Below are 25,691 nucleotides of genomic sequence, written 5' to 3' on the forward strand. Positions count from 1 at the left end.
CTCGGCGCGGCCCGTCTCGGCTGGCTCGCCGCCGGCGGCGACCCGGCCACGGTGCTGACCAAGCCGCCCGTCGAAAAGCAGTTCACGCCGAATCCGCAGCGTCACGCGCAATTGCGCACGCGGCTCGACGCGTATCGCGCGCTCTACCGCCACGTGCGGCCGCTGTTCGATCCCGCGCGCGCGCCGCTCGCCTGAAGCGCTCCAGCCGGCCGGCATCCGCGCAGCAGCGGAGCCGGCCGCTTTCATCGGCACACTTCCAGCGAAACCCATCGTGCCCAAGTCCACCGAAAAACTCGATCTCGCCACACGCGCCGCCTGGCTTTACTACGTCGCCGGCAATACGCAGAACGAAATTGCCGAGAAGCTGCAGGTCTCGCGGCCGGTCGCGCAGCGGCTCGTCGCGTTCGCGGTCGAAAAGAACCTGATCCGTGTGCGCGTCGATCATCAACTGGCCGATTGCCTGTCGCTCGCCGATCAGCTGTCGAAGCGCTACGGGCTCGATCTCTGCGAAGTCGTGCCGATCGACGGCGACACCTCCGAGGAAGTCGACCGCAAGCTCGCCGTGGCCGGCGCGCAGGTCATGGAACGCTATCTGAACGCGGAAAAGCCGATGGTCGTCGCGGTCGGCAGCGGCCGCACGCTGAAGGCCGCGGTCGATCAGATCGCGCAGCTGGACCGTCCGCAGCACCGGCTCGTGTCGATGGTCGGGGCGATCGCCCAGGACGGCTCCTCGAACCGCTACGACGTCGCGCTGCGCATTTCCGAGAAAACGGGCGGCAAGCATTTCCTGCTGCCCGCGCCGCTGCTCGCCGACAGCGAGGCCGAGCGCGCGCAGTGGTGCAATCACCGGCTGTATCGGGTCGTCGAATCGCTGTCCGCGCAGGCCGACGTCGCGTTCGTCGGCATCGGCAATATCGGCCTCAACTGCCCGTTGCACGAGGACGGCTTCATCACGTCGGCGGAAGTGAAGGAGTTGATGCAGAACCACGCGATCGCCGAAATGCTCGGCTTGCCGATCGATGCAGCCGGCGCGCACGTCGAATCGCCGACCGGCCGGCGCGTGACGAGCGTCGTGCTCGACGCGCCGCCGCGCCGCCCGACCATCGGCTTCGCGGGCGGCGAGCGCAAGCGCGAGGCGTTGATCGCAGTGCTCAAGGGGGGCTGGTTGTCGGGACTCGTCACCGACGAGTTGTGCGCGAGGGCCGCGCTGGAAGCGTCGAAGGCTTGAGGAAACGCCGGCGCGCGAGGCCGTTGCCTCGCGCGCCGGCTTGATCGACGCTTATTCGGTACTCGTTCGGCGCTCATTCGGCACCCACGCCTCGCGAGCACGCTTCGTCAGATAGCTGAGCGCGGCCACGCCCGGGCAGGTTCACCGCCCGTCCCGCTCGAACCACGCGGCCTGATCGAGGCAGGCGGCGCGCATGCCGCCCGCCCCTGCCTTCACCCAATCGCGCAATCACGCGCTCACGCCGCCAGCACCTCGACGATCTTGCGCTGGAACGCCTTGCCTTCGCTGTCGAACAGGTGGCAATGCTCGGGCGTCGCGCCGAGCTTCAGCACGTTGCCCTTCGCATGCCGTTCGAGCGGCGGAATCCGCGCGATCAGGCCATCGGGCGCGACGTTCGACTCCGCGTACAGATACGCCGCGTCGCCGAGCGATTCGACCGTCATCGTGCGCGCGTCGATGCCGTCCTCGGTGCCGACATGCAGATGCTCGGGCCGGATGCCGACCGTCACCTTGTCGCCCTGCTTCGCCGTGCCCGGATCGACCGCGACGCGCTGCGTCTCGCCGGTTTCGTAGCGCACGGTCACGCCGTCGCTCGACACCGACTGCACGACGCCTTCCATGAAGTTCATTTTCGGCGAGCCGATAAAGCCCGCGACGAAGCGGTTCGCGGGCGCGTGATAGAGCATGGTAGGCGTGCCGACCTGTTCGAGGTTGCCCGCGGACAGCACGACGATCTTGTCGGCCAGCGTCATCGCCTCGACCTGGTCGTGCGTCACGTAGATCATCGTCGTCTTCAGCTCGTCGTGCAGACGCGCGAATTCGAGGCGCATCTTCACGCGCAGCGCCGCGTCGAGATTCGACAGCGGTTCGTCGAACAGGAACACCTTGGGCTTGCGCGTGATCGCGCGGCCGATCGCGACGCGCTGGCGCTGGCCGCCCGACAACTGCTTCGGCTTGCGATCGAGCAGATGGTCGATATGCAGGATCTTCGCGGCATTGCGCACGGCCGCGTCGATCTCGGGCTTCTTCGCGCCCGCGAGCTTGAGGCCGAAGGCCATGTTGTCGTAGAGCGTCATGTGCGGATACAGCGCGTACGACTGGAACACCATCGCGATGCCGCGCTTGGCCGGCGGCACCTCGTTCATGCGCACGTTGTCGATATTCAGGTCGCCGCTCGTGATGTCTTCGAGGCCCGCGATCATCCGCATCAGGGTCGATTTGCCGCAACCGCTCGGCCCGACGAACACGACGAACTCGCCATCCGCGATGTCGAGGTTGATGTCGCGCATCACTTCGTTGTCGTCGTAGGCCTTTCTGATGTTGCGCAAAGTTAGGCTTGCCATGATGTGTCTCCGTGTAATGCTGTCCGTACTGCGTAACGCGTACCGCTGCCAGTCGTTAAATCAGGAAGTCCTGTCGTTGCTCAGGGCGCCGCCGCCGTCGCGCTCAAGGTCCATTGCGCGACGAGCTCGGGCAATTGCCGCATGTCGTCGAAGACGTGACGCGCGCCGGCCGCATGCAGGCGATCGATCTGCGCATCGCTCGCATGACCGCCGCCGACGAAGCCGAGCACCGTCATGCCCGCCGCCGTCGCCGCCGTCGCGCCGGTCACGCTGTCTTCGACGACGAGGCACGCACCCGGCGCGAGACCGAAGCCGCGCGCCGCCGCGAGATAGACGTCGGGCGCGGGCTTCGGATTCGGCACCGAGTCGGCGCAGTACAGGCGGTCGCCGAAGAAGCGCGCGAGACCCGTGCGCGCCAGCACCGTCTCGACATAAGGCCGGTAGCTGTTGCTCGCGCAGCCTTTGACGAGCGGCACCTGGGCGAGCGCCGCCTCGATGCCGTCGACAGCCGGCGCCTGCACGGCCGCCGCTTCGACCGAGCGGCGGATCGCGTCGATGTCGGCGGCGCCGAGCGTCCTGCCGAGCCGCGCCGCTGCGTCCCGCAGCACGCGCTCGATGCGCAGGCCGAGCAGCGGCAGCACGACCGCTTCGACATCGGCGCCGGGCCAGCGCGCTTCGAGTTCGCGCACGAGCATGCGCGCGGCCACGGCTTCGCTGTCGATCAGCACGCCGTCGCAATCGCAGATCAACGCGAATTGACGCATGCCGGCCGCCGCCGTGTCCACAGACGCGCCCGCGCCTTGTTGCGCACCTGCCGTCATTTGACCGCCCCGAACGTGAGACCGCGCACCAGCTGCTTCTGCGACAGCCAGCCGACGATCAGGATCGGCGCGACCGCGAGCAGCGATGCAGCGGAGAGCTTGGCCCAGAACAGGCCCTCGGGGCTCGAATACGAGGCGATGAACACGGTCAGCGGCGCCGCGTTCGAACTCGACAGATTGATGCTCCAGAACGCCTCGTTCCACGACAGGATCACGAGCAGCAGCGCGGTCGAGGCAAGCCCCGGCAGCGACATCGGCATCAGCAGATAGACGATCTCCTGCCACGTCGCCGCGCCGTCGATGCGTCCGGCTTCGAGAATGTCGCGCGGAATCTCGGCGAAGTACGTGAACGACATCCACACCGCGATCGGCAGATTGATCAGCGTGTAGACGATCACGAGACCCGACACCGTATCGAGCAGGCCGCTGTTCTTCCACAGCAGATAGATCGGCACCAGCACGCCGACCGACGGCATCATCTTGGTCGAGAGCATCCACAGCAGCACTTTCTGCGTGCGGCGCGTCGGGAAGAAGGCCATCGCATAGGCGGCCGGCACCGCGAGAATCAGGCACAGCAGCGTGACGCCGACCGAGATCAGCACCGAGTTCCACGCGAACGAGAAGTAGTTGCTGCGCGCGAACACCTCGCGGAAGCTGTCGAGCGTCGGCGTGAAAAACAGCGACGACGAATAGGCCTGCTGCTCGGTCTTGAACGCGGTGATCGTCATCCAGAAGATCGGGAAGAACAGCAGCAGCGCAACGAGCCAGGCGATCACGCCGGGAATGGCGCGGGTCACCGTCTCGAACGGCGATTTGGTCGGCACCGCAACCGGCTGCGTCGTCGAGGCAGACGTAGAGGTGGGCGTAGAAGCAGCGTGGCTCATTTTTCGTACTCCCCTTTGAGGTTCTTCGCGAGCATCCGCACGAGGAAGAACGACACGATATTGGCCAGCACGACCGCGAGAATGCCGCCCGCCGAGGCGAGACCGACGTCGAACTGCTGCAGGCCCAGCGAGAAGATCAGGTACGACAGGTTGGTGGTCGCATTGCCCGGACCGCCGCCCGTGGTCGTATAGATTTCGGCGAAGATCGACAGCAGGAAGATCGTCTCCATCATCACCACGACCGCGATTGCGCGTCTCAGATGCGGCAGCGTGATGTAGAAGAACATCGAGAACGGACCCGCGCCGTCGATCTTCGCGGCTTCCTTCTGCTCCTGGTCGAGCGACTGGATCGCCGTGAACAGGATCAGGAACGCGAACGGCAGCCACTGCCACGCGACGATCATGATGACCGCGGTCAGCGGATAGTCGGCGAACCAGTCGACCGGCTGCATGCCGAGCGCGCGCATCGCTTGCGCGACGAGGCCGTACACCGGGTGCAGGATCATGTTCTTCCAGATCAGCGCGGAGACGGTCGGCATCACGAAGAACGGCGCGATCGCGAGCAGCCGCGCGACGCCCTGGCCGTAGAACTTGCGGTCGAACAGCACCGCCATCAGCACGCCGCCGCCCACCGTGATGACGAGCACCGAGACGATCAGCTCGATCGTGTGCACGATCGACGGGATGAACGACGGATCGGTCGCGAGATAGCGGTAATTGTCGAGGCCGGCGAAACCGCGCAGGTCCGGATTCAGCAGGTTGTAGCGCGAGAACGAGAACCAGATCGTCATCGCGAGCGGAATCGCCATCCACAGCACGAGTACGCCGACCGACGGCATCACGAGCCAGCGGGCCGAATTCGCCTTGCGGGCTTCGCGTTCTTTTTCGGACTGAGGAGGAGCTTGCATGAGGGGCAGGCGCAAAGGACGCATGATGGATCACCTGTTCGGTAATGCGCGGGGCGTTCGCCTGAACCGCGCGGACGTCATCGGCATCATGTGCGATGGCGTGCCACGTGAGCCTCGTAAGCCGCACGAAACGCGGCGCAGGCGAACGGCCCGCTGTACTGCGGGAGCCGGCCGACGTGGATCGGCCGGCGTGTGACGCATCGATCGACGTGGGAGTGGGCCGCCGGACCGGTTGCTTGCGGCCACGCCCGCGCGAGTCGATGCGTTGCTTCTCGTCTTGCTCTTCGCGTTGCTTCGCGCGTTACTTCTGGTATCCGGCCTGCTTCACCGCGCGATCGGCGGCGGCATTGCCGGCCGCGAGCGCCTGATCGACCGTCATCTGACCGGCAATCGCGCCCGACACGCTCTGGCCGACCACCGTGCCGAACGACTGGAACTCGGGAATCCCGACGAACTGCACGCCGGTGTACGGCACGGGCTTGAGCGTCGGATGATCGGGGTCGGCCGTCTGGATCGCCTTCAGCACGAAGTCGCCGAACGGCGCGGCCTGCCGGTACTCGGGGCGCGCATAGGTGGACTGGCGCGTGCCCGGCGGCACCGAGGCCCAGCCTTCATCCTTCGCGACCAGCCCGATGTAGTCCTTCGAGGTCGCCCACGTAATGAACTTCTTCGCCGCGTCGGCCTGCTTCGACGACTTCGGAATCGCCAGCGCCCAGGCCCACAGCCAGTGCGAACCCTTCGGCGTGACCTCGACCGGCGCCGCGGCGAAGCCGACCTTGTCGGCGATCTGCGACTGCTGCTTGTTGTAGAGCATGCCGGCCGCGACGGTCGCGTCGATCCACATCGCGCACTTGCCCGAGGACATCAGCGTGAGGTTCTCGTTGAAGCCGTTCGAACTCGCTCCCGGCGGGCCGTCCTTCCTCAGCAGATCGACGTAGAACGTCATCGCCTTCTTCCATTCCGGCGAGGTCAGTTGCGCGTTCCACTTCTCGTCGAACCAGCGGCCACCGAACGTGTTCACGAGCGTGGTCGCATACGCCATGTTCTCGCCCCAGCCCGCCTTGCCGCGCAGGCAGATGCCGTACTGTTCCTTCGATTTGTCGGTGAGCTTGTCGGCGAATTGCGCGATCTGGTCGTAGGTCGGCTGATCGGGCATCTTCAGGCCGGCCTTGTCGAACAGGTCCTTGCGGTAATAGGTCATCGAGCTTTCGACGTAGAACGGCAGCGCATACAGCTGGCCGTTGGCGGAGAGACCGTCGCGCGCCGTCTTCACGACGTCGTCGAGGTCATAGCTCGCGGGCAGGTTCGTGAGCGGCGCGAGCCAGCCGCGCTTGCCCCACTGCGGCGTTTCGTATGCGCCGATCGTCATCACGTCGAACTGGCCGCTGCCGGTCGTGATGTCGGTCGTCGCGCGCTGGCGCAGCACGTTTTCCTCGAGGATCACCCAGTTCAGCTTGATGTCCGGATTCGCCTTTTCGAATGCGGGCGAGAGCTTCTTCAGCTCGATCATGTCCGGATTGTTCAGCGTGGCGATCGTGATGGTCGCCGCCGACGCGCTCAGCGCGAAGCAGGTCGCCGCGCCGGCACTCAGCGCCTTCAGCGCGGTTTTGAGAGCGGGTTTCATTGCTGTCTCCTTTTTGGGTACGTTCTGGGTACGTTATGTCGTGCTGCTTTGGTTTCGCGCGTTCGCTTTGCACGTTCGCTTTGCGCGTTCATTTCGCGCATTCGCTTCGCCAAGTGACGCGCCGCCGGGAGCGGGCAAGGTGCCCGCTCCCGGTCCGTTCCTCAACTCATCCAGTTGCCGCCGTCGACGTTCAGCGTTTGCGCGGTGATGTAGTCCGCATCGGCCGAGGCGAGAAACAGCGCGGCGCCGGTCAGGTCGTCGGGCAGGCCCATGCGGCCGAGCGGCACCGCCTCGCCGACGAGGCGCTTCTTCTCGCCGAGCGGCCGGTTTTCGTAGCGCGCGAACAGCGCGTCGACCTCGCTCCACATCGGCGTATCGACAACGCCGGGTGCGATGCCGTTCACATTGATCTTGTGCGGCGCGAGCGCGAGCGCCGCCGACTGCGTATAGCTCAGCACCGCCGCCTTGGTCGCGCAGTAATGCGAGACGAGCGCCTCGCCGCGCCGGCCGGCCTGCGAGGACATATTGATGATCTTGCCGCCGTGGCCCTGCTCCACCATCCGGCTCGCCACCGCCTGCATCAGGAAGAACATGCCCTTCACGTTGACCGAAAAGAGCCGGTCGAACACGTCCCAGGATTCGTCGAGCAGCGGGCGCATGTCGAACAGCGCCGCGTTGTTGAAGAGGATGTCGATCTGGCCGAAGCGTTCGAGCGCGGCCGCCACGATGCGGGCGATGTCGTCGCGGCGCGTAACGTCGGCGCTTACGCAGAAGACGCGCTCGCCGTGCGCGGCGCGCAGCGCGGCGCCGAAACTGTCGGCGGGCTTCAGGTCGACGAGCACGCAGCGCGCGCCCTCGTCGAGATAGCGCCGGGCCACGGCCTCGCCGATGCCGCTTGCCGCGCCCGTCAGAATCGCCACTTTGTCCTGCAATCGTGCCGCCACGGCCTGTCTCCGGTTCGTTTTGCATTCCGCTGCGCAGTGAGCGAACGCTCATTGATCGAGCAATTGCTCCGTTGATGATCGAATGATCGGATACGGACCGGGTCATGTCAAGGCGCCTCGCCAGATTTCGATGGTGCAGCGCGGCAGGAGCGGCGGCGCGGCCGCCCACACGGCCTGACGACAAAAATCGCGATACGTTATATCATTTCGGCCTCATCGCACTCTTGCGCGGCGATCCGCAAGCGGTTGCCGCCCGAAGGCGTCGCCGCGTCTTCCCGCGTATTCGTCACCGCCACGCCAGGTGGCTCATTCAACTCTCACGCAACAGGACACCACGATGAAACGAATCGGCTCGATGTTGACCGGGGCGCAGCGCGCGCTGAAGCTGTCGAAGTATCTGCTGGCGTCCGGGCTCGCCGCCCTCGCCGTCGGCCACGGCGCGTTCGCCGCCGAAGCTCAGGCCGGCGCGAAAATCCCGGTGGTCGCGGCGGAAAATTTCTACGGCGACGTGGTGCGGCAACTCGGCGGCGAGCGCGTCGACGTGACGAGCATCCTCAGCAATCCGGACCAGGACCCGCATCTGTTCGAAGCGAGCCCGGCCACCGCGCGCGCGTTGCAGCATGCGAGCCTTGTCGTCTACAACGGCGCCGATTACGATCCGTGGATGGCAAAATTGCTGGCCGCTTCGAAAGGCGCGCAGCGCACCGTGATCGTCGCGGCCGACCTCACCGGCAGGAAAGGCGGCGACAATCCGCACCTGTGGTACGACCCGGCGACGATGCCGAAAGTCGCGCGCGCGATCCACGACGCGCTCGGCGCGGCTGACCCGGCGCACAAGTCGGCGTACGATGCGAACCTCGCGAAGTTTCTCGATTCGCTGAAGCCGATCGACGCGAAGGTCGCCGAACTGCACGGCCGCTATGCGGGCCTGCCGGTCACGGCGACCGAGCCGGTGTTCGGCTACATGTCGGACGCGATCGGCCTCGGTATGCGCAACCAGCGCTTCCAGCTCGCCACGATGAACGACACCGAAGCAAGCGCGGCCGATATCGCCGCATTCGAACGCGACCTGCGCGACCAGCGCGTGCGCGTACTGATCTACAACAGCCAGGCCACCGAGGCGCTGACCCAACGCATGCTGAAGCTCGCGCAACAATCGAAGGTCCCGACGCTGAGCGTCACCGAAACGCTGCCGGCCGGCAAGACCTATCAGACGTGGATGCTCACGCAGCTCGACGCGCTCGGCAAGGCGCTCGCCGCGGGCGACACGAACGCGGCACAAGGCGCAAGCGCCAAAGGAACCACTCCATGACTTCGACTGGCCGCCATGCGCCAGCGGGTACTTCAACGGGCCCGTCGCCCGGAACACCCACCACCGCCGCCGGCGCCGTCCGACGCGACACGCCCGTGCTCGAACTCAAGCGCGTGACGCTCGAACTCGGCGAACGCACGATCCTGCGCGACACCAGCTTCGTCGTGAACCAGGGCGAGTTCATCGGCGTGCTCGGGCCGAACGGCGCGGGCAAGACGACGCTGATGCGCGCGGTGCTCGGCCTCGTGCCGGCCGCGGGCGGCACGATCCGCGTGCTCGGGCAGGCGGTCGAGCGCGGCAATGCCTCGATCGGCTACATGCCGCAGACGCGCAGCGCCCTCGCGGGCCGCCGCGTGCGCGGGCGCGATTTCGTCGCGATGGCCGCCGACGGTCATCGCTGGGGCCTGCCGCATGCGGATGCGAAAACGCGCGCGGACGTCGATCGCGTGCTCGAACTGGTCGGCGCAACCGGCCTCGCCAAACGGCCGCTGTCGGAGCTGTCGGGCGGCGAGCGGCAGCGGCTGCTGCTCGCGCAGTGCCTGCTCGGCAACCCGAAGCTGCTGCTGCTCGACGAACCGTTGATCAGCCTCGATCCGCATCATCAGAAGAGCGTCGTCGAACTCGTGCGGCGCGTGCAGCAGGAGCTCGGCATCGCGGTGCTGTTCTCCGCGCACGAACTGAATCCGCTCCTGAACTCGATCGATCGCGTGCTGTATCTCGGCAGCGGCGTCGCGGCGCTCGGCACCGTCGACGAGGTCATTACGCGGCCGGTACTGTCGCGCCTCTATGGCTCGCCGATCGACGTGATGCGCGTTAATGGCCGCATCTTCGTGATGTCGGGCGGCGTCGAAGTCGAGAAGCACGATCACGAGCATGAACACGACGAGGACGGCGGACATTCGCACGCTCATTCTCACTCGCACGACCACGGCCACGGTCATGCGCACAAACCCTCGCACGGCCATTCGAACCCGCACGACTCACGCGACGGACACAAGCACGATGTTTGAATACGATTTCATGGTGAACGCATTCGCGGCGTCGGGGATCGTCGCGGTGCTGGCCGGCGTGGTCGGCTATTTCCTCGTGATGCGCGGACAGACCTTCGCCGGCCACGCGCTCTCGCACGTCGGCTTCACCGGCGCGACCGGCGCGGTGCTGATCGGCATCTCGCCGATCTGGGGGATGATCGGCTTCACGCTCGCGGCCGGCGTCGGCATGGGCGCGCTCGGCGAGCGGCTGGCGGGGCGCGACGTCGCGATCGGCGTGATTCTTTCGCTGTCGCTCGGTTTCGGCTTGCTGTTTCTGCACTTCTTCACCGCCTACGCGACCCAGGTCACGGCGCTGCTGTTCGGCAACGTGCTCGGCGTGAATGCGTCGACGCTCGGCGTGCTCGCGGCGCTCGGCGTGGTGAGCCTCGCGGCGCTCGCGGCCATCATGCGGCCGCTGCTGTTCGCCTCGCTGCAACCGGAACTGGCCGAAGCGAAGGGTGTGTCGCTGCGCCGCGTGTCGGTGCTGTTTCTCGCGATCGCCGCGCTGGCCGTGGCGGCCTGCACGCAGATCGTCGGCGTGCTGCTCGTGTTCACGCTGATGGTCGGCCCGGCCGCCGCCGCGCAGAATCTGAGCACGCGGCTCTCCACCGGGCTCGTGCTTGCTGCCGTGTTCGCGCTCGCGCAGGCATGGCTCGGCTTGACGCTCGCGTTCTATACCGACTGGCCGACGAGCTTCTGGATCACGGTGCTATCGGCGCTCGTGTATGGCGGGAGTTTGCTGAAGCGGCATTGAGCGGCGCTTACTCCGGTCACATAAGAAAACGGCGGCACGTGCATTTTCTGCACGTGCCGCCGCTCTTCATTTCACACCGTGTTTTATGGCATTTTCAGCCGAGCAACACCTTCGCGTGATGCTCAAGGTGATCTTCGATGAAGGTCGAGATGAAGTAGTAGCCGTGGTCATAACCCGCATGACGGCGCAACGTCAGCGGCTGACCCGCGGCCTTGCACGCGGCTTCGAACACGTCGGGATTCAGCTGCGTCGGCAGGAACTGATCCGCGAGGCCCTGATCGACAAGAATCCCTTGCGCGAACTTGTGCGATGCCTGCGCAACCAGTTCGCTCGCGTCGTACTGACGCCACGCTTCGCGGTCGTTGCCGAGATAGCCGCCGAACGCCTTTTCGCCCCATGGGCAACGCACCGGCGCCGCAATCGGCGCGAACGCCGACACCGACCGATAGAGGTCCGGATTGCGCAGCGCGAGCATCAACGCGCCGTGCCCGCCCATCGAGTGACCGAAGATGCCGAGGCGCGCGCCATCGACCAGCAACTCGCTCACGACCGTCTCGCGCAGTTCGTCGCGCACATACGAGTACATCCGGTAGTGCTTCGACCACGGCTCTGCAGTCGCGTCGACGTAAAAACCCGCGCCGACGCCGAAGTCCCATGCATCGCTCTCGCCCGGCACGTTCGCGCCGCGCGGGCTCGTGTCCGGCGCGATCAATGCGATGCCGTGCTGGGCCGCGAAGCGCTGCGCGCCGGCCTTGATCGGAAACGTTTCTTCCGTGCAGGTCAGTCCGGCCAGATAGAACAACGCCGGGACACGTCCCGCGTTCTCATGCAAGGCCTGCGGCGGCAGATAGACCGAGAAGCGCATCGGCAGACCGATCGTGCGCGACTCGTGCCGGTAGAAGCGCTGCTCGCCGCCATGGCTGGCGTGCGACGAGAGTAGTTCGAGCATCGCGGCGCTCCTCGCTTAGTACAGCACGACCGAACGGATCGACTCGCCCTTCTTCATCAGGTCGAAGCCCTCGTTGATGCGTTCGAGCGGCAGACGGTGCGTGATCAGGTCGTCGATATTGATCTTGCCTTCCATGTACCAGTCGACGATTTTCGGCACGTCGGTGCGGCCACGCGCGCCGCCGAACGCCGAGCCCTTCCACTCGCGGCCCGTCACGAGCTGGAACGGCCGCGTGCTGATCTCCTCGCCGGCCGCCGCGACGCCGATGATGAACGACTGGCCCCAGCCCTTGTGCGTGCATTCGAGCGCCTGGCGCATCACCTTGGTATTGCCGATGCATTCGAACGAGTAGTCGGCGCCGCCGTCGGTCAGCTGCACGATGTGATCGACGACGTTCTCGACTTCGTTCGGGTTGATGAAGTGCGTCATGCCGAACTTCTTCGCCAGTTCGACGCGGCCCGGGTTCAGATCGACGCCGATGATCTTGTCCGCGCCGACCATCTTCGCGCCCTGGATCACATTGAGGCCGATGCCGCCGAGCCCGAACACGACCACGTTCGCGCCCGCCTCGACCTTCGCCGAATACACGACCGCGCCGACGCCGGTCGTCACGCCGCAGCCGATGTAGCAGATCTTGTCGAACGGCGCGTCTTCACGCACCTTCGCGACCGCGATCTCCGGCACGACGATGTAGTTCGAGAACGTCGACGTCCCCATGTAGTGAAACAGCGGCTTGCCGTCGAGCGAGAAGCGCGAGGTCGCGTCGGGCATCAGGCCCTTGCCCTGCGTCGAGCGGATCGCCTGACACAGGTTGGTCTTGCGCGACAGACAGAACTTGCACTGGCGGCATTCGGGCGTGTAAAGCGGAATCACGTGATCGCCCTTTTTCAGCGTGCCGACGCCGGGACCGACATCGACGATCACGCCCGCGCCTTCGTGGCCGAGAATCGCCGGGAAGATGCCTTCGGGGTCGGCGCCCGACAGCGTGTAGTAGTCGGTGTGGCAGATGCCCGTCGCCTTCACTTCGATCAGGACTTCACCGGCGCGCGGACCTTCGAGATCGACTTCCTCGATCGTCAACGGGGCGCCGGCTTTCCATGCGATTGCTGCTTTGGTCTTCATCGTCAATGCTCCTGTGGGTCCGTGAGTCGGTTTGATTGTGCGGAGCGCGTCGCGGATCGGGATGCCGCGGCGCGCGCGTGTTCTGGTTCGTGCGCTGCTTCGTGTTCGACTGCGTGTTCTGGTTCGTGAGCCGGGACCATGCTTGCGCTGCGGCCGGGCTCGTGCGAGCCGTTGCTTGCTGCTGTTTGCTTGCTGTTGCTCGCTACTGCTTGCTGTTGCTTGCTGCCTGCACGGCTCGCGATTGGCGATGTCGCGTCCTGCGGCATCGCATACCGGGCGGCGGCTTGGCGCGCGAAAAGCGTAATGGTATTGCAAAGTGTGGGGCGAGAGCATGCTCGGTGACTGCGCTTCGTGCGTTGCTTGTTGCCGCGGTCGTTGTCCGCGGTCGTTGTCCGCGGTCGTTGCCAAGTGTGTTGCCGTAGTCGTTGCCGCGGTCGCTACCAGGTGTGTTGCCGTGCGTTTTGCAATATTCATTGCCGTGCTTGTTGCCTCGCCGTCCAGGATTCGTTGCAACGCCGTTGCAGCACCCATCGCCGTACTTTGCCATGCCAGTACACGTTGCCGCAGCATGGCCTCGTGCTCGCCGGGACGGCCGCCGCGTTCATCGCCGCTACCGCTACCGGGCTTCGCGCTGCGTCGTACCACCGAACCACGGCTCGACGCGGCCATACAGATCGACGAAGCGTGCATAGCGCTCCGCCAGCGCCGCATCGCCTCGCGGACCCGCCACGCGCGTCGCGCCGGGCGCGAGCGCGGCGAGATCGCGCGCATGCCAATGACCGCTCGCGAGGCCGCCGAGTATCGCGGCACCGCGCGGTGCCGCGTTCGGACAGTCGACCGCATGCAGCTCGACGTCGAGCGCATCGGCGAGCAGCTGACGCCAGCGTGGATCGACCGAGCCACCGCCCGCGAGCTTGAGCGCCGTGACCGTGGCCCCGCTCGAGCGAACCGCATCGAGCCCGGCGCGCAGCGAGAACGCAACGCCTTCGAACGCGGCGCGCATCATCGCGCCGCGCGTGTGTTCGAGCGAGAGGCCGAGCCAGCCGCCGCGCGCCTGCGGGTTGAGCCACGGCGTGCGCTCACCGGTCAGGTACGGAAGGAAGGTCAGGCCCGAAGATGCGCGGGATTCGCCGTGGGTTGCCGGGCGAGTTGTCCGGGTGGGGGCAGCGCTGAGGGCGGCGTTGCTGTCAGCGCCGAGGTCAGCGCCGGTGGGCGTGTCGGCACTCGCGCCGAAACTCGCGCTCGATACCGCGCTCATCGGCTCGCCGGACGCCCCGCTGACGGACCCGGCGGATTTGCCGTTCGCGGCACCACCAGATACAGCGCCGGACACATCGGCAACGGCATCACCGAACGCCTCGCGATACGCATCCACCCACTCATACGACAGCCAGCCGCGCACACGCTCCAGCGCAATGCCGACGTTCTGCATCGCCGCCATCCGATACCAGTGATCGCTGGCCGCGCGATAGCGATGCAGCCCCTTCACCGCCACGGGCTCGCCGCTCGCGAGGACGATGATCTGTCCGCCCGTGCCGGTGGTCAGCAGCGCATCGCCGTCCTGCGCGAGTCCGCTGCCGAGCGCCGCGCACGGCGTATCGGCGGCGCCGGTCGCGAGCACGATGCCGGCGCGCAAGCCGAGTGCCTGCGCGGCCCTCTGCGACAGCACACCGGCCGCCGCATACGACGGCGCGAGCGGCGCGAACCAGTCGCGCGGAATCCCGAGCCGCTTGAGCAGCGCCGCATCCCACACGCCGGCCGGACTGGCGAGCGCGGTCGCGCAAGCATCGGACGGATCGGTCGCGAACGCGCCGCCGAGCGCGACGCGCAGCCAGTCTTTCGGCTGCACCGCCCAACGCGTGCGGCGCGCGGTCTGCGGCTCATGCAGCACGATCCAGCGCAGCAGCGGACCGGCCATGCCAGGCGCGACCGGATTCGGCTGCGGCTCGGGCCACGCGTCGAGCAGATCGAGCGCGCGCGAGTCGGGCCATAGCAGCGCGGGACGCACGGGCTCGCCGTGCGCATCGAGCAGCACGACGCCGTGCATCTGGCCGGACAGGCCGATCGCCCGCACATCGTCGCGCAGATGCCGCGGCAGACGCGCCAGCGCCTCGACGAGCGCGTTCCACCACGTCTCTACCGCGATCTCGGCCCAGCCCGCGCGCGGCGTATCGAACGCATAAGCGACGCTCGACACCGCCTGCTCGCGGCCGTGTTCGTCGACGACTGCCGCTTTGAGGGAACCGGTGCCGAGGTCGATGCCGAGAAAACTCATGGGTGCGAGGACGTCGAAATAAGGATGAAGGAGGGACTGGAAGCGAAGCAGGAAACGCGGCTGGAAACATGGCTAGAAGCGCGGCCGGAGGCGCGGCTGGAAGCGCAACTGGAAACAGCCCCCCAAGCGCCGCAAAACACGCGGCCAGAAGCAACGTCCGGCGCACGGCCCGCAAGCACCGCAAACCCGCCAAACGCGGGTTAACCCCGCCATGCCGCGAACCATCTCAAAACAGGACTATGCTGCGAGCGAGATACACGTTATTGATTCTCACACATATCCCCGCGCGCGACGCATCCGTGCCGCGCGCCGGCGCACCCTGCCCGCACTCGCCGCCACACAGGGCCCGCCGCCGATCCGCCGGGGATGCAGCCACGATAAACCGCGTGCCGGCCTTCGATCCGGCTTTCAAACGAGGCCCGCGCATATCGTCACCGGGAATGCCGGAATAGCCGCGCGCGGTCTTGTAGCGGATTTTCGTCCCCGATACCTTGGAGTCATTCCAAAACAGATGGTGGAGACAGACGATATGCAAGCGAACACGGTTCACCCGTGCGACGAACGCCTGCCCGCGGGCCAGTTGCTCACCCTCGGCATCCAGCACGTGCTGGTCATGTACGCCGGCGCAGTCGCGGTACCGCTCATCATCGGCGCGGCGCTCAAGCTGCCGAAAGACCAGATCGCGTTCCTGATCAGCGCCGACCTGTTCTCGTGCGGCATCGCCACGCTGATCCAAACGCTCGGGCTGTGGATCTTCGGCATCCGTCTGCCCGTCATCATGGGCTGCACGTTCGCGGCCGTCGGGCCGATGGTCGCGATCGGCACCAATCCCTCGCTCGGCATTCTCGACATCTTCGGCTCGACGATCGCGGCCGGCGTGATCGGCATTCTGGCCGCGCCGATGGTCGGCAAGCTGCTGCGCTTCTTCCCGCCGGTCGTGATCGGCGTCGTGATTTCGGTGATCGGCCTCTCGCTGATGGAAGTCGGCATCAACTGGGCGGCGGGCGGCGTCGGCAATCCCGACTATGGCAATCCGGTCTACCTTGGCCTGTCGCTGCTCGTGCTGACGCTGATCCTGCTCATCAACAAGTTTGCCCGGGGGTTCGTCGCCAATATCTCGGTGCTGCTCGGCATCGTCGCCGGCTTCGTGATCGCGCTGCTGCTCGGCCGCGTCAACATGGACGGCGTCACGCACGCGCCGTGGGTCGGCTTCGTGATGCCGTTCCACTTCGGTCTGCCGCACTTCGACCCGCTCTCGATCGCGACGATGGTCACGGTCATGTTCGTCACGTTCATCGAATCGACGGGCATGTTCCTCGCGGTCGGCGACATGGTCAATCGTCCGGTCGATCAGAAGACGCTGGTGCGCGGCCTGCGCGTCGACGGGCTCGGCACGCTGATCGGCGGCATCTTCAACTCGTTCCCGCATACGTCGTTTTCGCAGAACGTCGGACTGATCGGCGTGACCGGCGTGAAGAGCCGCTTCGTCTGCGCGGTGGGCGGCGTGATCCTCGTGCTGCTCGGCCTGTTCCCGAAGATGGCGCAGGTGGTCGCCTCGGTGCCGGCGTTCGTGCTCGGCGGCGCGGGCATCGTGATGTTCGGCATGGTCGCGGCGAACGGCATCAAGGTGCTCTCGCGCGTCGACTTCGTGAAGAATCACCACAACCTGTTCATCGTCGCGGTCAGCATCGGCCTCGGGCTCGTGCCGGTCGTGTCGCCGCACTTCTTCTCGCAACTGCCGCCGGCGCTGTCGCCGCTGCTGCATAGCGGGATTCTGCTGGCGTCAGTGTCGGCGGTCGTGCTGAACCTGATCTTCAACGGCGTGAAGAGCGAGAAGAAGGCGCGCTGCGAGATCCGCCGCGCCGGACACGATCTCGACACGAGCGCGGGCAGCGAGCCGCCGCATAACGAGATGCTGCGGGCGGCGGATTTGCATTGAGCTTTGGTGGGTGCCGGCGGCGGGTTCGGGTTTGGATTTCGGTTTGGGTTCGCCGTGTCGTGGGTGAAGTCTTCGACGCAAGCGCAGGCGCAGGCGATGAATCGCGCCATGGCAGGACGCTGGGCACCGTGGATTGTGCTTTGAGCGTCGCCGAGCAAGTACCGGCCCCGCTCATCTACTGCCACCTGATTTGCCATCGCCTCGCTTGAAGCCCATTCGGCTTCTCGGCGCGACGGATACCGCACACAAACAGAAAAGCCACGGCACGCCGTGGCTTTTCTGTTTGCTGCGCCGCTTGCTTGCGCGAGCGGTGGGCGGTTCCCTCTACTTCGCCGGGCGCCGCCGCGCCAGCACGTTACCGACTGCCGACGCTCACCCCGCCGTCGCCGCCGAAGCTGCGACCGGCGCGCTCGCCGCACCGTAGTCGACCGGCGCGTCCGCGGGACGCGGCTGGTCGCCGGTGTGCTCGATCCAGCCGCCGCCGAGCGCCTGGTACAGCGTGACCAGGTTTTCGAGGCGCTGCATGCGCGCGGTAATCAGCGACTGCTGCGACGAATACAGATCGGTCTGCGCGGTCAGCACCGACAGATAGCTGTCGACGCCGTTCTTGTAGCGCAGGTTCGACAGATCGAGGCGACGCTGCTCGGCCGACGTATTGCGCTCGAGCGCCTGAATCTGCTGATCGTAGGTGCCGCGCGCCGCAAGCCCGTCCGCCACTTCGCGGAAGGCCGTCTGGATCGCCTTTTCATACGTGGCGATCTGCACGTTCTTCTCGATGTTGGCGAGATTGAGGTTGGCGATGTTCTGGCCACCCTCGAAGATCGGCAGCGTGATCGACGGCGCGAAGCTCCACGCCGCCGAGCCCGGCTTGAACAGCCCGCCGAGCGTCGGGCTCAGCGTGCCGAAGCTGCCGGTCAGCGAGACCTTCGGGAAGAACGCCGCGCGCGCCGCGCCGATATTCGCGTTGGCCGCGAGCAGGTTCTCCTCGGCCTCCATGATGTCGGGACGGCGCGTGAGCAGGTCGGACGGCAAGCCCGCCGGAATGTCCGTGAGCAGATTCTGGTCGTTCAGCTGCAAGCCCGGCGGCAGATCGGCCGGCAACGGCTCGCCGACCAGCAGCACGAGCGCGTTTTCAGCCTGCGCCCGCAAACGCGCCTGCGCCTGCAGATTGGCGCTCGCGGTCTCGACGACCGTTTGCGCCTGGCGCAGATCGAGTTCCGAACCCGTGCCGTTGTCGAACTGCAGCTTCGTGATGCGGTACGACTCCTGCGCGTTCGTCAGCGTGTCCTGCGTGACCTTCAGCAGATCGTCGAGTTCGAGCAGCGTCAGGTACTGGTTCGCGACCTGCGAGACCAGCGAAATTTCCGCGGCCTTGCGCGCCTGCGCCGTACCGAGATACGTCGCCAGCGCCTGGTCCTTGAGGCTCTGCACGCGCCCGAAGAAGTCGATTTCCCACGACGCATTCAGCCCCACCGAATACGTGTTGGAAATGGTCGGGCCGTTGGGCGAGATCAGCAGGTCGCGCGGCGTGCGCTGCCGGCTTTGCGACCCCGCGGCATTGAGCGTCGGGAACAGACCTGCGCGCACGATCCGGTACTGCGCGGCCGACGCCTGCATGTTCAGCACCGACACACGCAGATCACGGTTGTTCTTCAGCGCGATTTCGATGAGCCGCTGCAAGCGCTGATCGACGAAAAACTCGCGCCAGCCGATGTCGGCGGCGGCCTGGCCGTTCGCGCTGCGCGCGCCCGGAGCGCCGGGCTGCGTGTCGTACACGCCGCCCGTCGGGAAGGTCGCCGTGACGGGCGCGGCGGGGCGCTCGTAGTGCGGCGCCATCGTGCAACCCGCGGCGAGCAGCGCGACCGCCACTGCAATCAAAGAATGTTTTTGCATCTCAATGTCCATCCTTGCCCGAGTCATGGTCAGCCGACCCGCCTGCCGAACCGCCACCCTGCGGTTCATGCGGATGGTGCTGTTCGTAGTGGCGCAGCGCCTCGTCCGGGTCTTCCTTCTCGCCGCCGAACTTCGCGCGGATCACGACGAAGAACATCGGGATCATGAAGATCGCGAGGAAGGTCGCCGTCAACATACCGCCGATCACGCCGGTGCCGATCGCGTGCTGGCTGGCCGAGCCCGCGCCGTTACTGATCGCGAGCGGCAGCACGCCGAGAATGAACGCGAGCGAGGTCATCAGGATCGGGCGCAGCCGCAGACGCGCCGCTTCGAGCGCGGCCTCGATCGGCCCCATGCCTTCGCCCTGCTGCAGTTCGCGCGCGAATTCCACGATCAGAATCGCGTTCTTCGCCGACAGGCCGACCGTGGTCAACAGACCCACCTGGAAGAACACGTCGTTCTCGAGCCCGCGCAAGGTCGCGGCCAGCAGTGCGCCGATCACGCCGAGCGGCACCACCATGATCACCGAGAACGGGATCGACCAGCTTTCATACAGCGCCGCGAGACACAGGAACACGACGAGGATCGAGATGCCGTACAGGATCGGCGCCTGCGAACCGGACTGGCGTTCCTGCAGCGACAGCCCCGTCCACTCGTAGCCGACGCCGGGCGGCAGCTTCGTGACGAGCGCTTCCATCGCCGCCATGGCTTGACCGGTCGACTTGCCCGGTGCGGCCGCGCCCTGGATTTCCACCGACGAGATACCGTTGTAGCGCTCGAGCTTCGGCGAACCGAACGTCCACTCGGTGCTCGCGAAGGCCGAGAACGGCACCATCGTGCCGGCGTTGTTGCGCACGAACCAGGCATTCACGTCTTCCGGTTTCATGCGGAACGGCGCGTCGCCCTGCAGGTACACCTTCTTGATCCGGCCGTCGGTATCGAGGAAGTTGTTGACGTACTGCGACGCCCACGCGATCGAGAACGTCTGGTCGATCGCGGCGAGCGACACGCCAAGCGCGGCGGCCTTCTCGTGGTCGATGTTCACCTTGAACTGCGGCGTGTCGTTCAGGCCGTTCGGACGCACCTGCGCGAGCGTCGGGTCCTTCGCGGCGAGACCGAGCAGCATGTTGCGCGCTTCCATCAGCTTCGCGTGACCGATACCGGCGCGGTCCTGCAGCTGGAAGTCGAAGCCCGCTGCCGTGCCGAGTTCAGGAATCGACGGCGGATTGACCGGATACACGAGCGCGTTCTTGTAGCTGCTGAAGTGCATGAAGAGACGGCCCACGAGCGCCTGCACCTTCTGGTCCGCATGCTGGCGCTCGCCGTAGTCCCGCATCCGCACGAACACGAGACCCGCGTTCTGGCCGCGGCCGGCGAAGCTGAAGCCGTTCACCGTGAAGGTCGACTCGACGATTGCCTTCTCGTCGTTGAGCAGGTAGTCGGACACGTCCTTCAGCGCGCGCGCCGTGGTTTCCTGAGTCGAGCCGGTCGGCGTCTGCACGAGCACGAACATCGTGCCCTGGTCTTCATCAGGCAGGAACGACTTCGGCAGACGCACGAACAGCAGGCCGACCGCGAAGATCACCACCATGTAGATGATGAGCCAGCGGCCCGAGCGCTTGATCACGTGGTGCACGCCCGAGTGGTACTTGTCGCGGCTCGCGTTGAAGGTGCGGTTGAACCAGCCGAAGAAACCGGTGGCCTTTTCGTGATGCCCCTTCGGAATCGGCTTGAGGATCGTCGCGCACAGCGCCGGCGTCAGAATCAGCGCGACGAGCACGGACAGCACCATCGCCGCGACGATCGTCAGCGAGAACTGCCGGTAGATCGCGCCGACCGAGCCGCCCGAGAACGCCACCGGCACGAACACCGCCGACAGCACGAGCGCCACGCCGACGAGCGCGCCGGTGATCTGGTCCATCGCCTTGCGGGTTGCCTCGCGAGGCGATAAGCCCTCTTCCTGCATGACCCGCTCGACGTTTTCCACCACCACGATCGCGTCGTCCACCAGCAGGCCGATTGCGAGCACGAGGCCGAACATCGACAGCACGTTGATCGAGAAGCCGACCACGCTCATGATCGCGAACGTGCCGAGCAGCACCACCGGCACCGCGATCGTCGGGATCAGCGTGGCGCGCAGGTTCTGCAGGAACAGGTACATGACGAGGAACACCAGCACGATACCTTCGAGCAGCGTCTTGACCACTTCCTCGATCGACAGGCGCACGAACGGCGTCGTGTCGTACGGGTACTGGACGACGAGACCGTGCGGGAAGTACTTCGACAGTTCGGCGACCTTTGCCCGCACCGCTTTCGCAGTGGCGAGCGCGTTCGCGCCCGTAGCGAGCTGGATACCGAAGCCTGCCGTCGGCTGGCCGTTGTACTTGGTGTCGAAGTTGTAGTTTTCGCCGCCGAGCTCGATGTGCGACACGTCGCGCAGACGCACCTGCGAACCGTCCGGATTGACCTTCAGCAGGATGTTGCCGAACTGCTCGGGCGTATTGAGCAGCGTCGCCTCGGTGATCGTGGCCTGCAGCACCTGGCCCGGCACCGACGGCGTGCCGCCGAGCGCGCCGCCCGCGACCTGCACGTTCTGCGCCTGCAGCGCGGCCTGCACATCGACCGGCGTGAGCGAGAAGTTGTTCAGCTTGTTCGCGTCGAGCCAGATCCGCATCGCGTACTGCGAGCCGAACAGCGTCACCGTGCCGACCCCGTCGATACGGCTGACCGGGTCTTCGATGTTCGACGCCACGTAGTTCGCGAGGTCGTACTTGGACATGCTGCCGTCGGTCGAGACGAACGCCATCACCAGCAGGAAGCTGCTGCTCGACTTCGTGACCTTGGTGCCGAGCTGCTGCACCGCCTGCGGAAGCAGCGGCGTGGCGAGCTGCAGCTTGTTCTGCACCTGCACCTGCGCGATGTCAGGGTTGGTGCCGGCCGCGAACGTCAGCGTGATGGTTGCCGTGCCCGAATCGTCCGAGGTCGACGCGAGGTACAGCAGGTGGTCGAGACCGCTCATCTGCTGCTCGATCACCTGCGTGACGGTGTTTTCCACCGTCTTTGCCGAGGCGCCCGGATACGTTGCGCTGATCTGGATGGACGGCGGCGCGATGGTCGGGTATTGCGCGATCGGCAGCGTAAACACCGACGCGATACCCGCGAGCATCAGGATGATGGCGATCACCCAGGCAAAAATCGGGCGATCGATAAAGAACTTTGCCATGAAGCGGGCTCCCTGTTATTACGCGCCCGATGCAGCGGAAGCGGGTTGAGCCGCGGGTTGCGCCGGTTGCGCGCCGCTGGCGGCCGGCGCGCCTTGCGCGGCCGCGCCGGAAGCCGCATCGCCGGGCAGTTGCGCCGGCACGGGCTTGACCTGCTGGCCGGGGCGCGCCTTGTCGGTGCCCTGGACGATCACGCGGTCGCCGGCCTTCAGGCCGTCTGCGATCACCCAGTACGAGCCGAACGTGCCCGAGGTGACGAGCGGACGCAGCTCGACCTTGTTGTCGGTATCGACGACGAGCGCGGTAGGCTGACCCTTCTGGTCGTGCGTGACGCCTATTTGCGGAACGATGAGCGCGTTCTGGTTCACGCCTTCCTCGATCTTCGCGCGCACGAACATGCCCGGCAGCAGCACGTGGTCCGCGTTCTTGAAGATGGCGCGCACCGTGACCGAGCCGGTGCTCTGGTCGACGGTGACGTCGGTGAACTGCAGCTTTCCCTTCTCCGGATAGACCCGGCCGTCTTCGAGCACGAGCGACACCTGGGCCGCGTCCGGGCCACTCGTCTTCAGACGCCCTTCCTGCACTTCGCGGCGCAGCTTCAGGCCGTCGAGGCTCGATTGCGTGAGGTCGACGTAGACCGGATCGAGCTGCTGGACCGTCGCCATCAGCGTGGCCTGGCTCGCCTGCACGTACGCGCCCGGCGTGACCTGCGACACGCCGATCTGGCCGGTCACGGGCGAGGTTACGTCGGTATAGCCGAGGTTGATCTGCGCGGTGTCGACCGCGGCCTTGCCGGCGGCGACATCGGCGGCGGCCTGGCCTTCGGCGGCAACCGCGTTGTCGTAGTCCTGCTTGCTGACCGCGTTGGCGGCGACCAGCACCTTGTAGCGGTTGGCCTGCGCGGTGGTCGACACGAGGTTCGCCTGCGCCTTCGCGAGCGACGCCTTCGCGTTATTCAGCGAGGCGATGTACGGTGCCGGATCGATCTTGTAGAGGCGTTGACCCGCCTTGACCTGACTGCCTTCCGTGAACTCGCGGTGCAACACGATGCCGTCCACCCGTGCGCGGACTTGCGCGACGAGGAACGCACTGGTGCGGCCGGGGAGTTCGGTGACGACCGGCACGGTCGTCGGCTGGAGGGTGACGACGCCGACTTCGGGCGTCTGGGGCGGCGGGGCAGATTGTTTTGGTCCGCATGCCGCCAGCAAGATGGCAGCCGTCGCGGCACTGATTAAGCGGAATGGAACCCGTTCGACGCGCATGGAGCAACCTCTGTCAAAGACTGAGAAGAAAAAGTGCGCGCATCCCTACCCCGGGGACGACTGCGCACACATGCGTCTTGCGACGCTTGACCGGTAGCCCGTGAATGCGAACCGCGCCTGCAGGGGCACCTGTGTGAAATGTGCGAACCCGGGAATGCCGCACGGCGCCACGCTTTCCGGCACGGCGCAACAGCGTTCTGAAAGGCAACAGTGACGGATATTAACCGTTGATCCCGGCTTGGGCTATCCAATCGTGGGATGCTATTATATATACATTCACGAATGCATGTAAAAGTGCGTTTACTTCTCTTGCGGGCCGGGGACTTGCAAGTTCGCTTCGCTATTCGCTTAATAGTAGTCAGATTGTCATCGGGCTGACTTAAAACAGCCCGGGGAAACCCCGCAATCAGGGCAAGTCATTCCTAATATGGCCAGAAAAACCAAAGAAGAGGCATTGGAGACGCGCAACCGGATTCTCGACGCGGCCGAACTGGTCTTTTTCGAGAAAGGCGTATCGCGCACCTCGCTGGCTGATATCGCACAGGCCGCGGGCGTCACGCGCGGGGCGATCTACTGGCACTTCGCGCACAAGAGCGAGCTGTTCAACGAGATGTTCGACCGCGTGCTGCTGCCGCTCGACGAACTGAAGGCCGCCTCGCTCGACCCGAACGAAACCGATCCGCTCGGGCGTCTCGTGGAAGTCTGCATGGTCTGTCTGCGCGACACCGCCAACGACCCGCGCCGCCGCCGCGTGTTCGACATCCTGTTTCTGAAATGCGAGCTGGTCGAGGACATGGGGCCGATGATGGAGCGCTATCAGACCAATATGCGCGAAGGGCTGACGAAAATCGAAGGCGGTCTGCGCAACGCGATCTCCAAGGGACAGTTGCCCGAGGATCTCGACACGAAGCTCGCCGCGGCGATGGTCCATTCGTTCGTCGGCGGCGCGCTGCGCGACATGCTGTTCCTGCCCGACGCCACCGATTTCGGCACGCACGCGCAGCAGATGGTGGAAGGCATCTTCGACGCGCTGCGCCTGAGCCCCGCGTTGCGCAGAAAGGTGGCCTGAGCGGCCCGAGCCACCCGGTTCATGCGGCACGCAGATTCATGCGTACCGCCACCGCCGTCCGCGGGATTCAGGCAAGCGCCTTGCGCGCCCGCGCCGCCTGATTCGACACATAGATGTTGCTGCGCTCGAGCGGCACGCCGCCCTGTACCGCCGCGATCCACGCATCCGTGCTCGCCACCGCCGCGAAGCGCGACTGCAGCACCACGCTGAACACGCGATGAATCTCCTCCGCGCTCGCAAAACCCGCGCTGTTCTCGTACGGCACCGAGCCCGTCGCGTCGTGCAGGAATTCGACCGCGAGCCCGGCATGCACCGCGTGGTTGATCGTCGATGCGTCGCAGTTGTGCGTCATGTAGCCGGTGACGGTTAGCGTGTCGATCTGACGGGAGACGAGCCAGTCGGCCAGATCGGTGCCGGCAAAGGCGCTCGGCAGCGACTTCTCGACATGGTGGTCGTGCGCGCGCGAGGTCACCACCGTGTGCAACTCCGCTCCCGCGCTGCCGCGCGCGAACAACGGCGAGGTCGCCGGCGCGATGTTCTGCACGACCACGACCGGCACGCCGGCGGCACGCGCCGCGTCGATCGCCCGGCCGATATTGGCGAGCGACGTCTGCACATCCGGAAATTCGATCGGCAGATCGCCGGTTACGTATTCGTTCTGCACGTCGATGACGATCAACGCGCGGCGCGGCGTGGTCATGGAAAAGCTCCTTGCTGGAAATGGGAAATCCGGAAATAGAAGTGGGCGCCGCGCGCTGCGACGTGGTTGGCTCGGCGCGGGGCGACGAAGCCCGCATTATCGGCCCACGATCGACACCTGGCGCCACGCCGGGGTTTCGTCGCAGCACCCGCGCGGGAGCCATCCGTACATTGAGCCCCCGGGCACGGCCCGAGGTATCAGTGCTCGCTGATCCAGCGCACGAGGTACAGCAGCAGCGCGACGAAGAAAATCATCCCGGCCCACGCCCAGTTCGGCACGGCGTGCTGTCCGGGCTCGTGCTGCGCGCCGCCATGCGGCCAGCTATGCGATGCGCTCGCCGCGCGGCCGGTCAGCGCATTGCCGTGATCGACGCGCGTGCGCCGCGCGATGCCGCCCAGCGCGATCGGAGATC

19 protein-coding genes and 2 pseudogenes are annotated in these 25,691 nt (G+C 66.1%); 7 read left to right on the forward strand and 14 right to left on the reverse strand.

From position 1 onward, the window contains the following. Together GXB81_RS23960 and GXB81_RS23965 are read left to right on the forward strand one after the other, a co-directional pair. A pseudogene (locus tag GXB81_RS23960) lies at positions 1-195 on the forward strand (xylulokinase); the annotation flags it as partial. Positions 196-271: 76 nt separating this feature from the next. Beyond that, a complete protein-coding gene (locus GXB81_RS23965; protein WP_167040918.1) occupies positions 272-1,228 on the forward strand; it encodes a sugar-binding transcriptional regulator in 957 nt (318 codons plus the stop codon). 236 nt (positions 1,229-1,464) lie between these two features. Here the strand turns inward: GXB81_RS23965 and ugpC are convergent, their stop codons facing one another. From ugpC to GXB81_RS23995, 6 genes are all read right to left on the reverse strand, one after another. Then, positions 1,465-2,571 carry a sn-glycerol-3-phosphate ABC transporter ATP-binding protein UgpC gene (gene ugpC, locus GXB81_RS23970; RefSeq protein ID WP_167040915.1) on the reverse strand — a complete coding sequence of 369 codons (1,107 nt, stop codon included), beginning with the start codon at positions 2,569-2,571 and terminating at the stop codon, positions 1,465-1,467. 80 nt (positions 2,572-2,651) lie between these two features. After that, positions 2,652-3,335, reverse strand: coding sequence for an HAD family phosphatase (locus GXB81_RS23975; RefSeq protein WP_240162822.1), 684 nt, complete (start codon positions 3,333-3,335; stop codon positions 2,652-2,654). 53 nt (positions 3,336-3,388) lie between these two features. Next, positions 3,389-4,276: a carbohydrate ABC transporter permease gene (locus tag GXB81_RS23980; RefSeq protein ID WP_205990511.1), complete on the reverse strand. Its 888-nt coding sequence runs from the start codon at positions 4,274-4,276 to the stop codon at positions 3,389-3,391. Continuing rightward, positions 4,273-5,208, reverse strand: coding sequence for a sugar ABC transporter permease (locus GXB81_RS23985; protein WP_167283984.1), 936 nt, complete (start codon positions 5,206-5,208; stop codon positions 4,273-4,275). The genes GXB81_RS23980 and GXB81_RS23985 overlap by 4 nt, the downstream gene beginning before the upstream one ends. Positions 5,209-5,485: 277 nt before the next feature. Next, positions 5,486-6,808, reverse strand: a complete 1,323-nt coding sequence (locus GXB81_RS23990; protein WP_167040903.1) for a sugar ABC transporter substrate-binding protein — start codon at positions 6,806-6,808, stop codon at positions 5,486-5,488. 161 nt (positions 6,809-6,969) lie between these two features. Beyond that, positions 6,970-7,752: an L-iditol 2-dehydrogenase gene (locus GXB81_RS23995; RefSeq protein ID WP_205990512.1), complete on the reverse strand. Its 783-nt coding sequence runs from the start codon at positions 7,750-7,752 to the stop codon at positions 6,970-6,972. A gap of 337 nt (positions 7,753-8,089) precedes the next feature. Here GXB81_RS23995 and GXB81_RS24000 point away from each other — a divergent pair, with 337 nt between their 5' ends. The 3 genes from GXB81_RS24000 to GXB81_RS24010 are packed head-to-tail and all read left to right on the forward strand — an operon-like array spanning position 8,090 to position 10,849. Next, entirely contained in the window at positions 8,090-9,064 is a 975-nt protein-coding gene (locus tag GXB81_RS24000; protein WP_205990513.1) for a metal ABC transporter solute-binding protein, read from the forward strand. Continuing rightward, positions 9,061-10,074, forward strand: coding sequence for an ABC transporter ATP-binding protein (locus tag GXB81_RS24005; RefSeq protein ID WP_241016490.1), 1,014 nt, complete (start codon positions 9,061-9,063; stop codon positions 10,072-10,074). Before GXB81_RS24000 ends, GXB81_RS24005 begins: the two co-directional genes overlap by 4 nt. Then, positions 10,067-10,849, forward strand: a complete 783-nt coding sequence (locus GXB81_RS24010) for a metal ABC transporter permease (protein ID WP_167040895.1) — start codon at positions 10,067-10,069, stop codon at positions 10,847-10,849. The genes GXB81_RS24005 and GXB81_RS24010 overlap by 8 nt, the downstream gene beginning before the upstream one ends. A 94-nt stretch (positions 10,850-10,943) precedes the next feature. Here GXB81_RS24010 and fghA read toward each other — a convergent pair whose 3' ends face one another. From fghA to GXB81_RS24025, 3 genes are all read right to left on the reverse strand, one after another. Further along, entirely contained in the window at positions 10,944-11,798 is an 855-nt protein-coding gene (fghA, locus tag GXB81_RS24015) for an S-formylglutathione hydrolase (protein ID WP_205990514.1), read from the reverse strand. A 15-nt stretch (positions 11,799-11,813) separates the two neighbouring features. Beyond that, complete coding sequence (locus GXB81_RS24020) at positions 11,814-12,920, reverse strand: S-(hydroxymethyl)glutathione dehydrogenase/class III alcohol dehydrogenase (protein ID WP_028197996.1); 1,107 nt, start codon at positions 12,918-12,920, stop codon at positions 11,814-11,816. 616 nt (positions 12,921-13,536) lie between these two features. Then, complete coding sequence (locus GXB81_RS24025; protein ID WP_205990515.1) at positions 13,537-15,195, reverse strand: FGGY family carbohydrate kinase; 1,659 nt, start codon at positions 15,193-15,195, stop codon at positions 13,537-13,539. Positions 15,196-15,724: 529 nt separating this feature from the next. Between GXB81_RS24025 and GXB81_RS24030 the strand changes: the two genes are divergently transcribed. Further along, positions 15,725-17,134: a nucleobase:cation symporter-2 family protein gene (locus GXB81_RS24030; RefSeq protein ID WP_205990516.1), complete on the forward strand. Its 1,410-nt coding sequence runs from the start codon at positions 15,725-15,727 to the stop codon at positions 17,132-17,134. A 372-nt stretch (positions 17,135-17,506) separates the two neighbouring features. Here the strand turns inward: GXB81_RS24030 and GXB81_RS24035 are convergent, their stop codons facing one another. From GXB81_RS24035 to GXB81_RS24045, 3 genes are read right to left on the reverse strand one after another with little or no spacing between them, the layout of a single operon-like run. After that, positions 17,507-19,027, reverse strand: coding sequence for an efflux transporter outer membrane subunit (locus GXB81_RS24035; RefSeq protein WP_167040883.1), 1,521 nt, complete (start codon positions 19,025-19,027; stop codon positions 17,507-17,509). 1 nt (position 19,028) lies between these two features. Then, complete coding sequence (locus GXB81_RS24040; protein WP_167040880.1) at positions 19,029-22,250, reverse strand: efflux RND transporter permease subunit; 3,222 nt, start codon at positions 22,248-22,250, stop codon at positions 19,029-19,031. Positions 22,251-22,268: 18 nt separating this feature from the next. Further along, positions 22,269-23,510 carry an efflux RND transporter periplasmic adaptor subunit gene (locus GXB81_RS24045; RefSeq protein WP_205990517.1) on the reverse strand — a complete coding sequence of 414 codons (1,242 nt, stop codon included), beginning with the start codon at positions 23,508-23,510 and terminating at the stop codon, positions 22,269-22,271. Positions 23,511-23,937: 427 nt separating this feature from the next. On the opposite strand from GXB81_RS24045, the gene GXB81_RS24050 reads away from it, so the two are divergent. Beyond that, positions 23,938-24,579, forward strand: a complete 642-nt coding sequence (locus GXB81_RS24050; protein WP_167040874.1) for a TetR family transcriptional regulator — start codon at positions 23,938-23,940, stop codon at positions 24,577-24,579. Between the two features lie 67 nt (positions 24,580-24,646). Here GXB81_RS24050 and GXB81_RS24055 read toward each other — a convergent pair whose 3' ends face one another. Together GXB81_RS24055 and GXB81_RS24060 are read right to left on the reverse strand one after the other, a co-directional pair. Next, positions 24,647-25,279, reverse strand: a complete 633-nt coding sequence (locus GXB81_RS24055) for a cysteine hydrolase family protein (RefSeq protein ID WP_205990518.1) — start codon at positions 25,277-25,279, stop codon at positions 24,647-24,649. Between the two features lie 197 nt (positions 25,280-25,476). After that, a pseudogene (locus GXB81_RS24060) lies at positions 25,477-25,691 on the reverse strand (carbon monoxide dehydrogenase); the annotation flags it as partial.

The organism is Paraburkholderia sp. Ac-20336 (genome assembly GCF_017105025.1).
Classification (GTDB): domain Bacteria; phylum Pseudomonadota; class Gammaproteobacteria; order Burkholderiales; family Burkholderiaceae; genus Paraburkholderia.

What these genes read in the sequence shown, in the direction of transcription:
- GXB81_RS24045 (WP_205990517.1), bottom strand. Translation starts at nt 23,510, where the DNA reads ATGCGCGTCGAACGGGTTCCATTCCGCTTAATCAGTGCCGCGACGGCT.
- GXB81_RS24000 (WP_205990513.1), top strand. Translation starts at nt 8,090, where the DNA reads ATGAAACGAATCGGCTCGATGTTGACCGGGGCGCAGCGCGCGCTGAAG.
- fghA (WP_205990514.1), bottom strand. Translation starts at nt 11,798, where the DNA reads ATGCTCGAACTACTCTCGTCGCACGCCAGCCATGGCGGCGAGCAGCGC.
- GXB81_RS23980 (WP_205990511.1), bottom strand. Translation starts at nt 4,276, where the DNA reads ATGAGCCACGCTGCTTCTACGCCCACCTCTACGTCTGCCTCGACGACG.
- ugpC (WP_167040915.1), bottom strand. Translation starts at nt 2,571, where the DNA reads ATGGCAAGCCTAACTTTGCGCAACATCAGAAAGGCCTACGACGACAAC.
- GXB81_RS23990 (WP_167040903.1), bottom strand. Translation starts at nt 6,808, where the DNA reads ATGAAACCCGCTCTCAAAACCGCGCTGAAGGCGCTGAGTGCCGGCGCG.
- GXB81_RS24035 (WP_167040883.1), bottom strand. Translation starts at nt 19,027, where the DNA reads ATGCAAAAACATTCTTTGATTGCAGTGGCGGTCGCGCTGCTCGCCGCG.
- GXB81_RS23975 (WP_240162822.1), bottom strand. Translation starts at nt 3,335, where the DNA reads ATGCGTCAATTCGCGTTGATCTGCGATTGCGACGGCGTGCTGATCGAC.
- GXB81_RS24055 (WP_205990518.1), bottom strand. Translation starts at nt 25,279, where the DNA reads ATGACCACGCCGCGCCGCGCGTTGATCGTCATCGACGTGCAGAACGAA.
- GXB81_RS23985 (WP_167283984.1), bottom strand. Translation starts at nt 5,208, where the DNA reads ATGCGTCCTTTGCGCCTGCCCCTCATGCAAGCTCCTCCTCAGTCCGAA.
- GXB81_RS24025 (WP_205990515.1), bottom strand. Translation starts at nt 15,195, where the DNA reads ATGAGTTTTCTCGGCATCGACCTCGGCACCGGTTCCCTCAAAGCGGCA.
- GXB81_RS24010 (WP_167040895.1), top strand. Translation starts at nt 10,067, where the DNA reads ATGTTTGAATACGATTTCATGGTGAACGCATTCGCGGCGTCGGGGATC.
- GXB81_RS24030 (WP_205990516.1), top strand. Translation starts at nt 15,725, where the DNA reads ATGCAAGCGAACACGGTTCACCCGTGCGACGAACGCCTGCCCGCGGGC.
- GXB81_RS24005 (WP_241016490.1), top strand. Translation starts at nt 9,061, where the DNA reads ATGACTTCGACTGGCCGCCATGCGCCAGCGGGTACTTCAACGGGCCCG.
- GXB81_RS24040 (WP_167040880.1), bottom strand. Translation starts at nt 22,250, where the DNA reads ATGGCAAAGTTCTTTATCGATCGCCCGATTTTTGCCTGGGTGATCGCC.
- GXB81_RS24020 (WP_028197996.1), bottom strand. Translation starts at nt 12,920, where the DNA reads ATGAAGACCAAAGCAGCAATCGCATGGAAAGCCGGCGCCCCGTTGACG.
- GXB81_RS24050 (WP_167040874.1), top strand. Translation starts at nt 23,938, where the DNA reads ATGGCCAGAAAAACCAAAGAAGAGGCATTGGAGACGCGCAACCGGATT.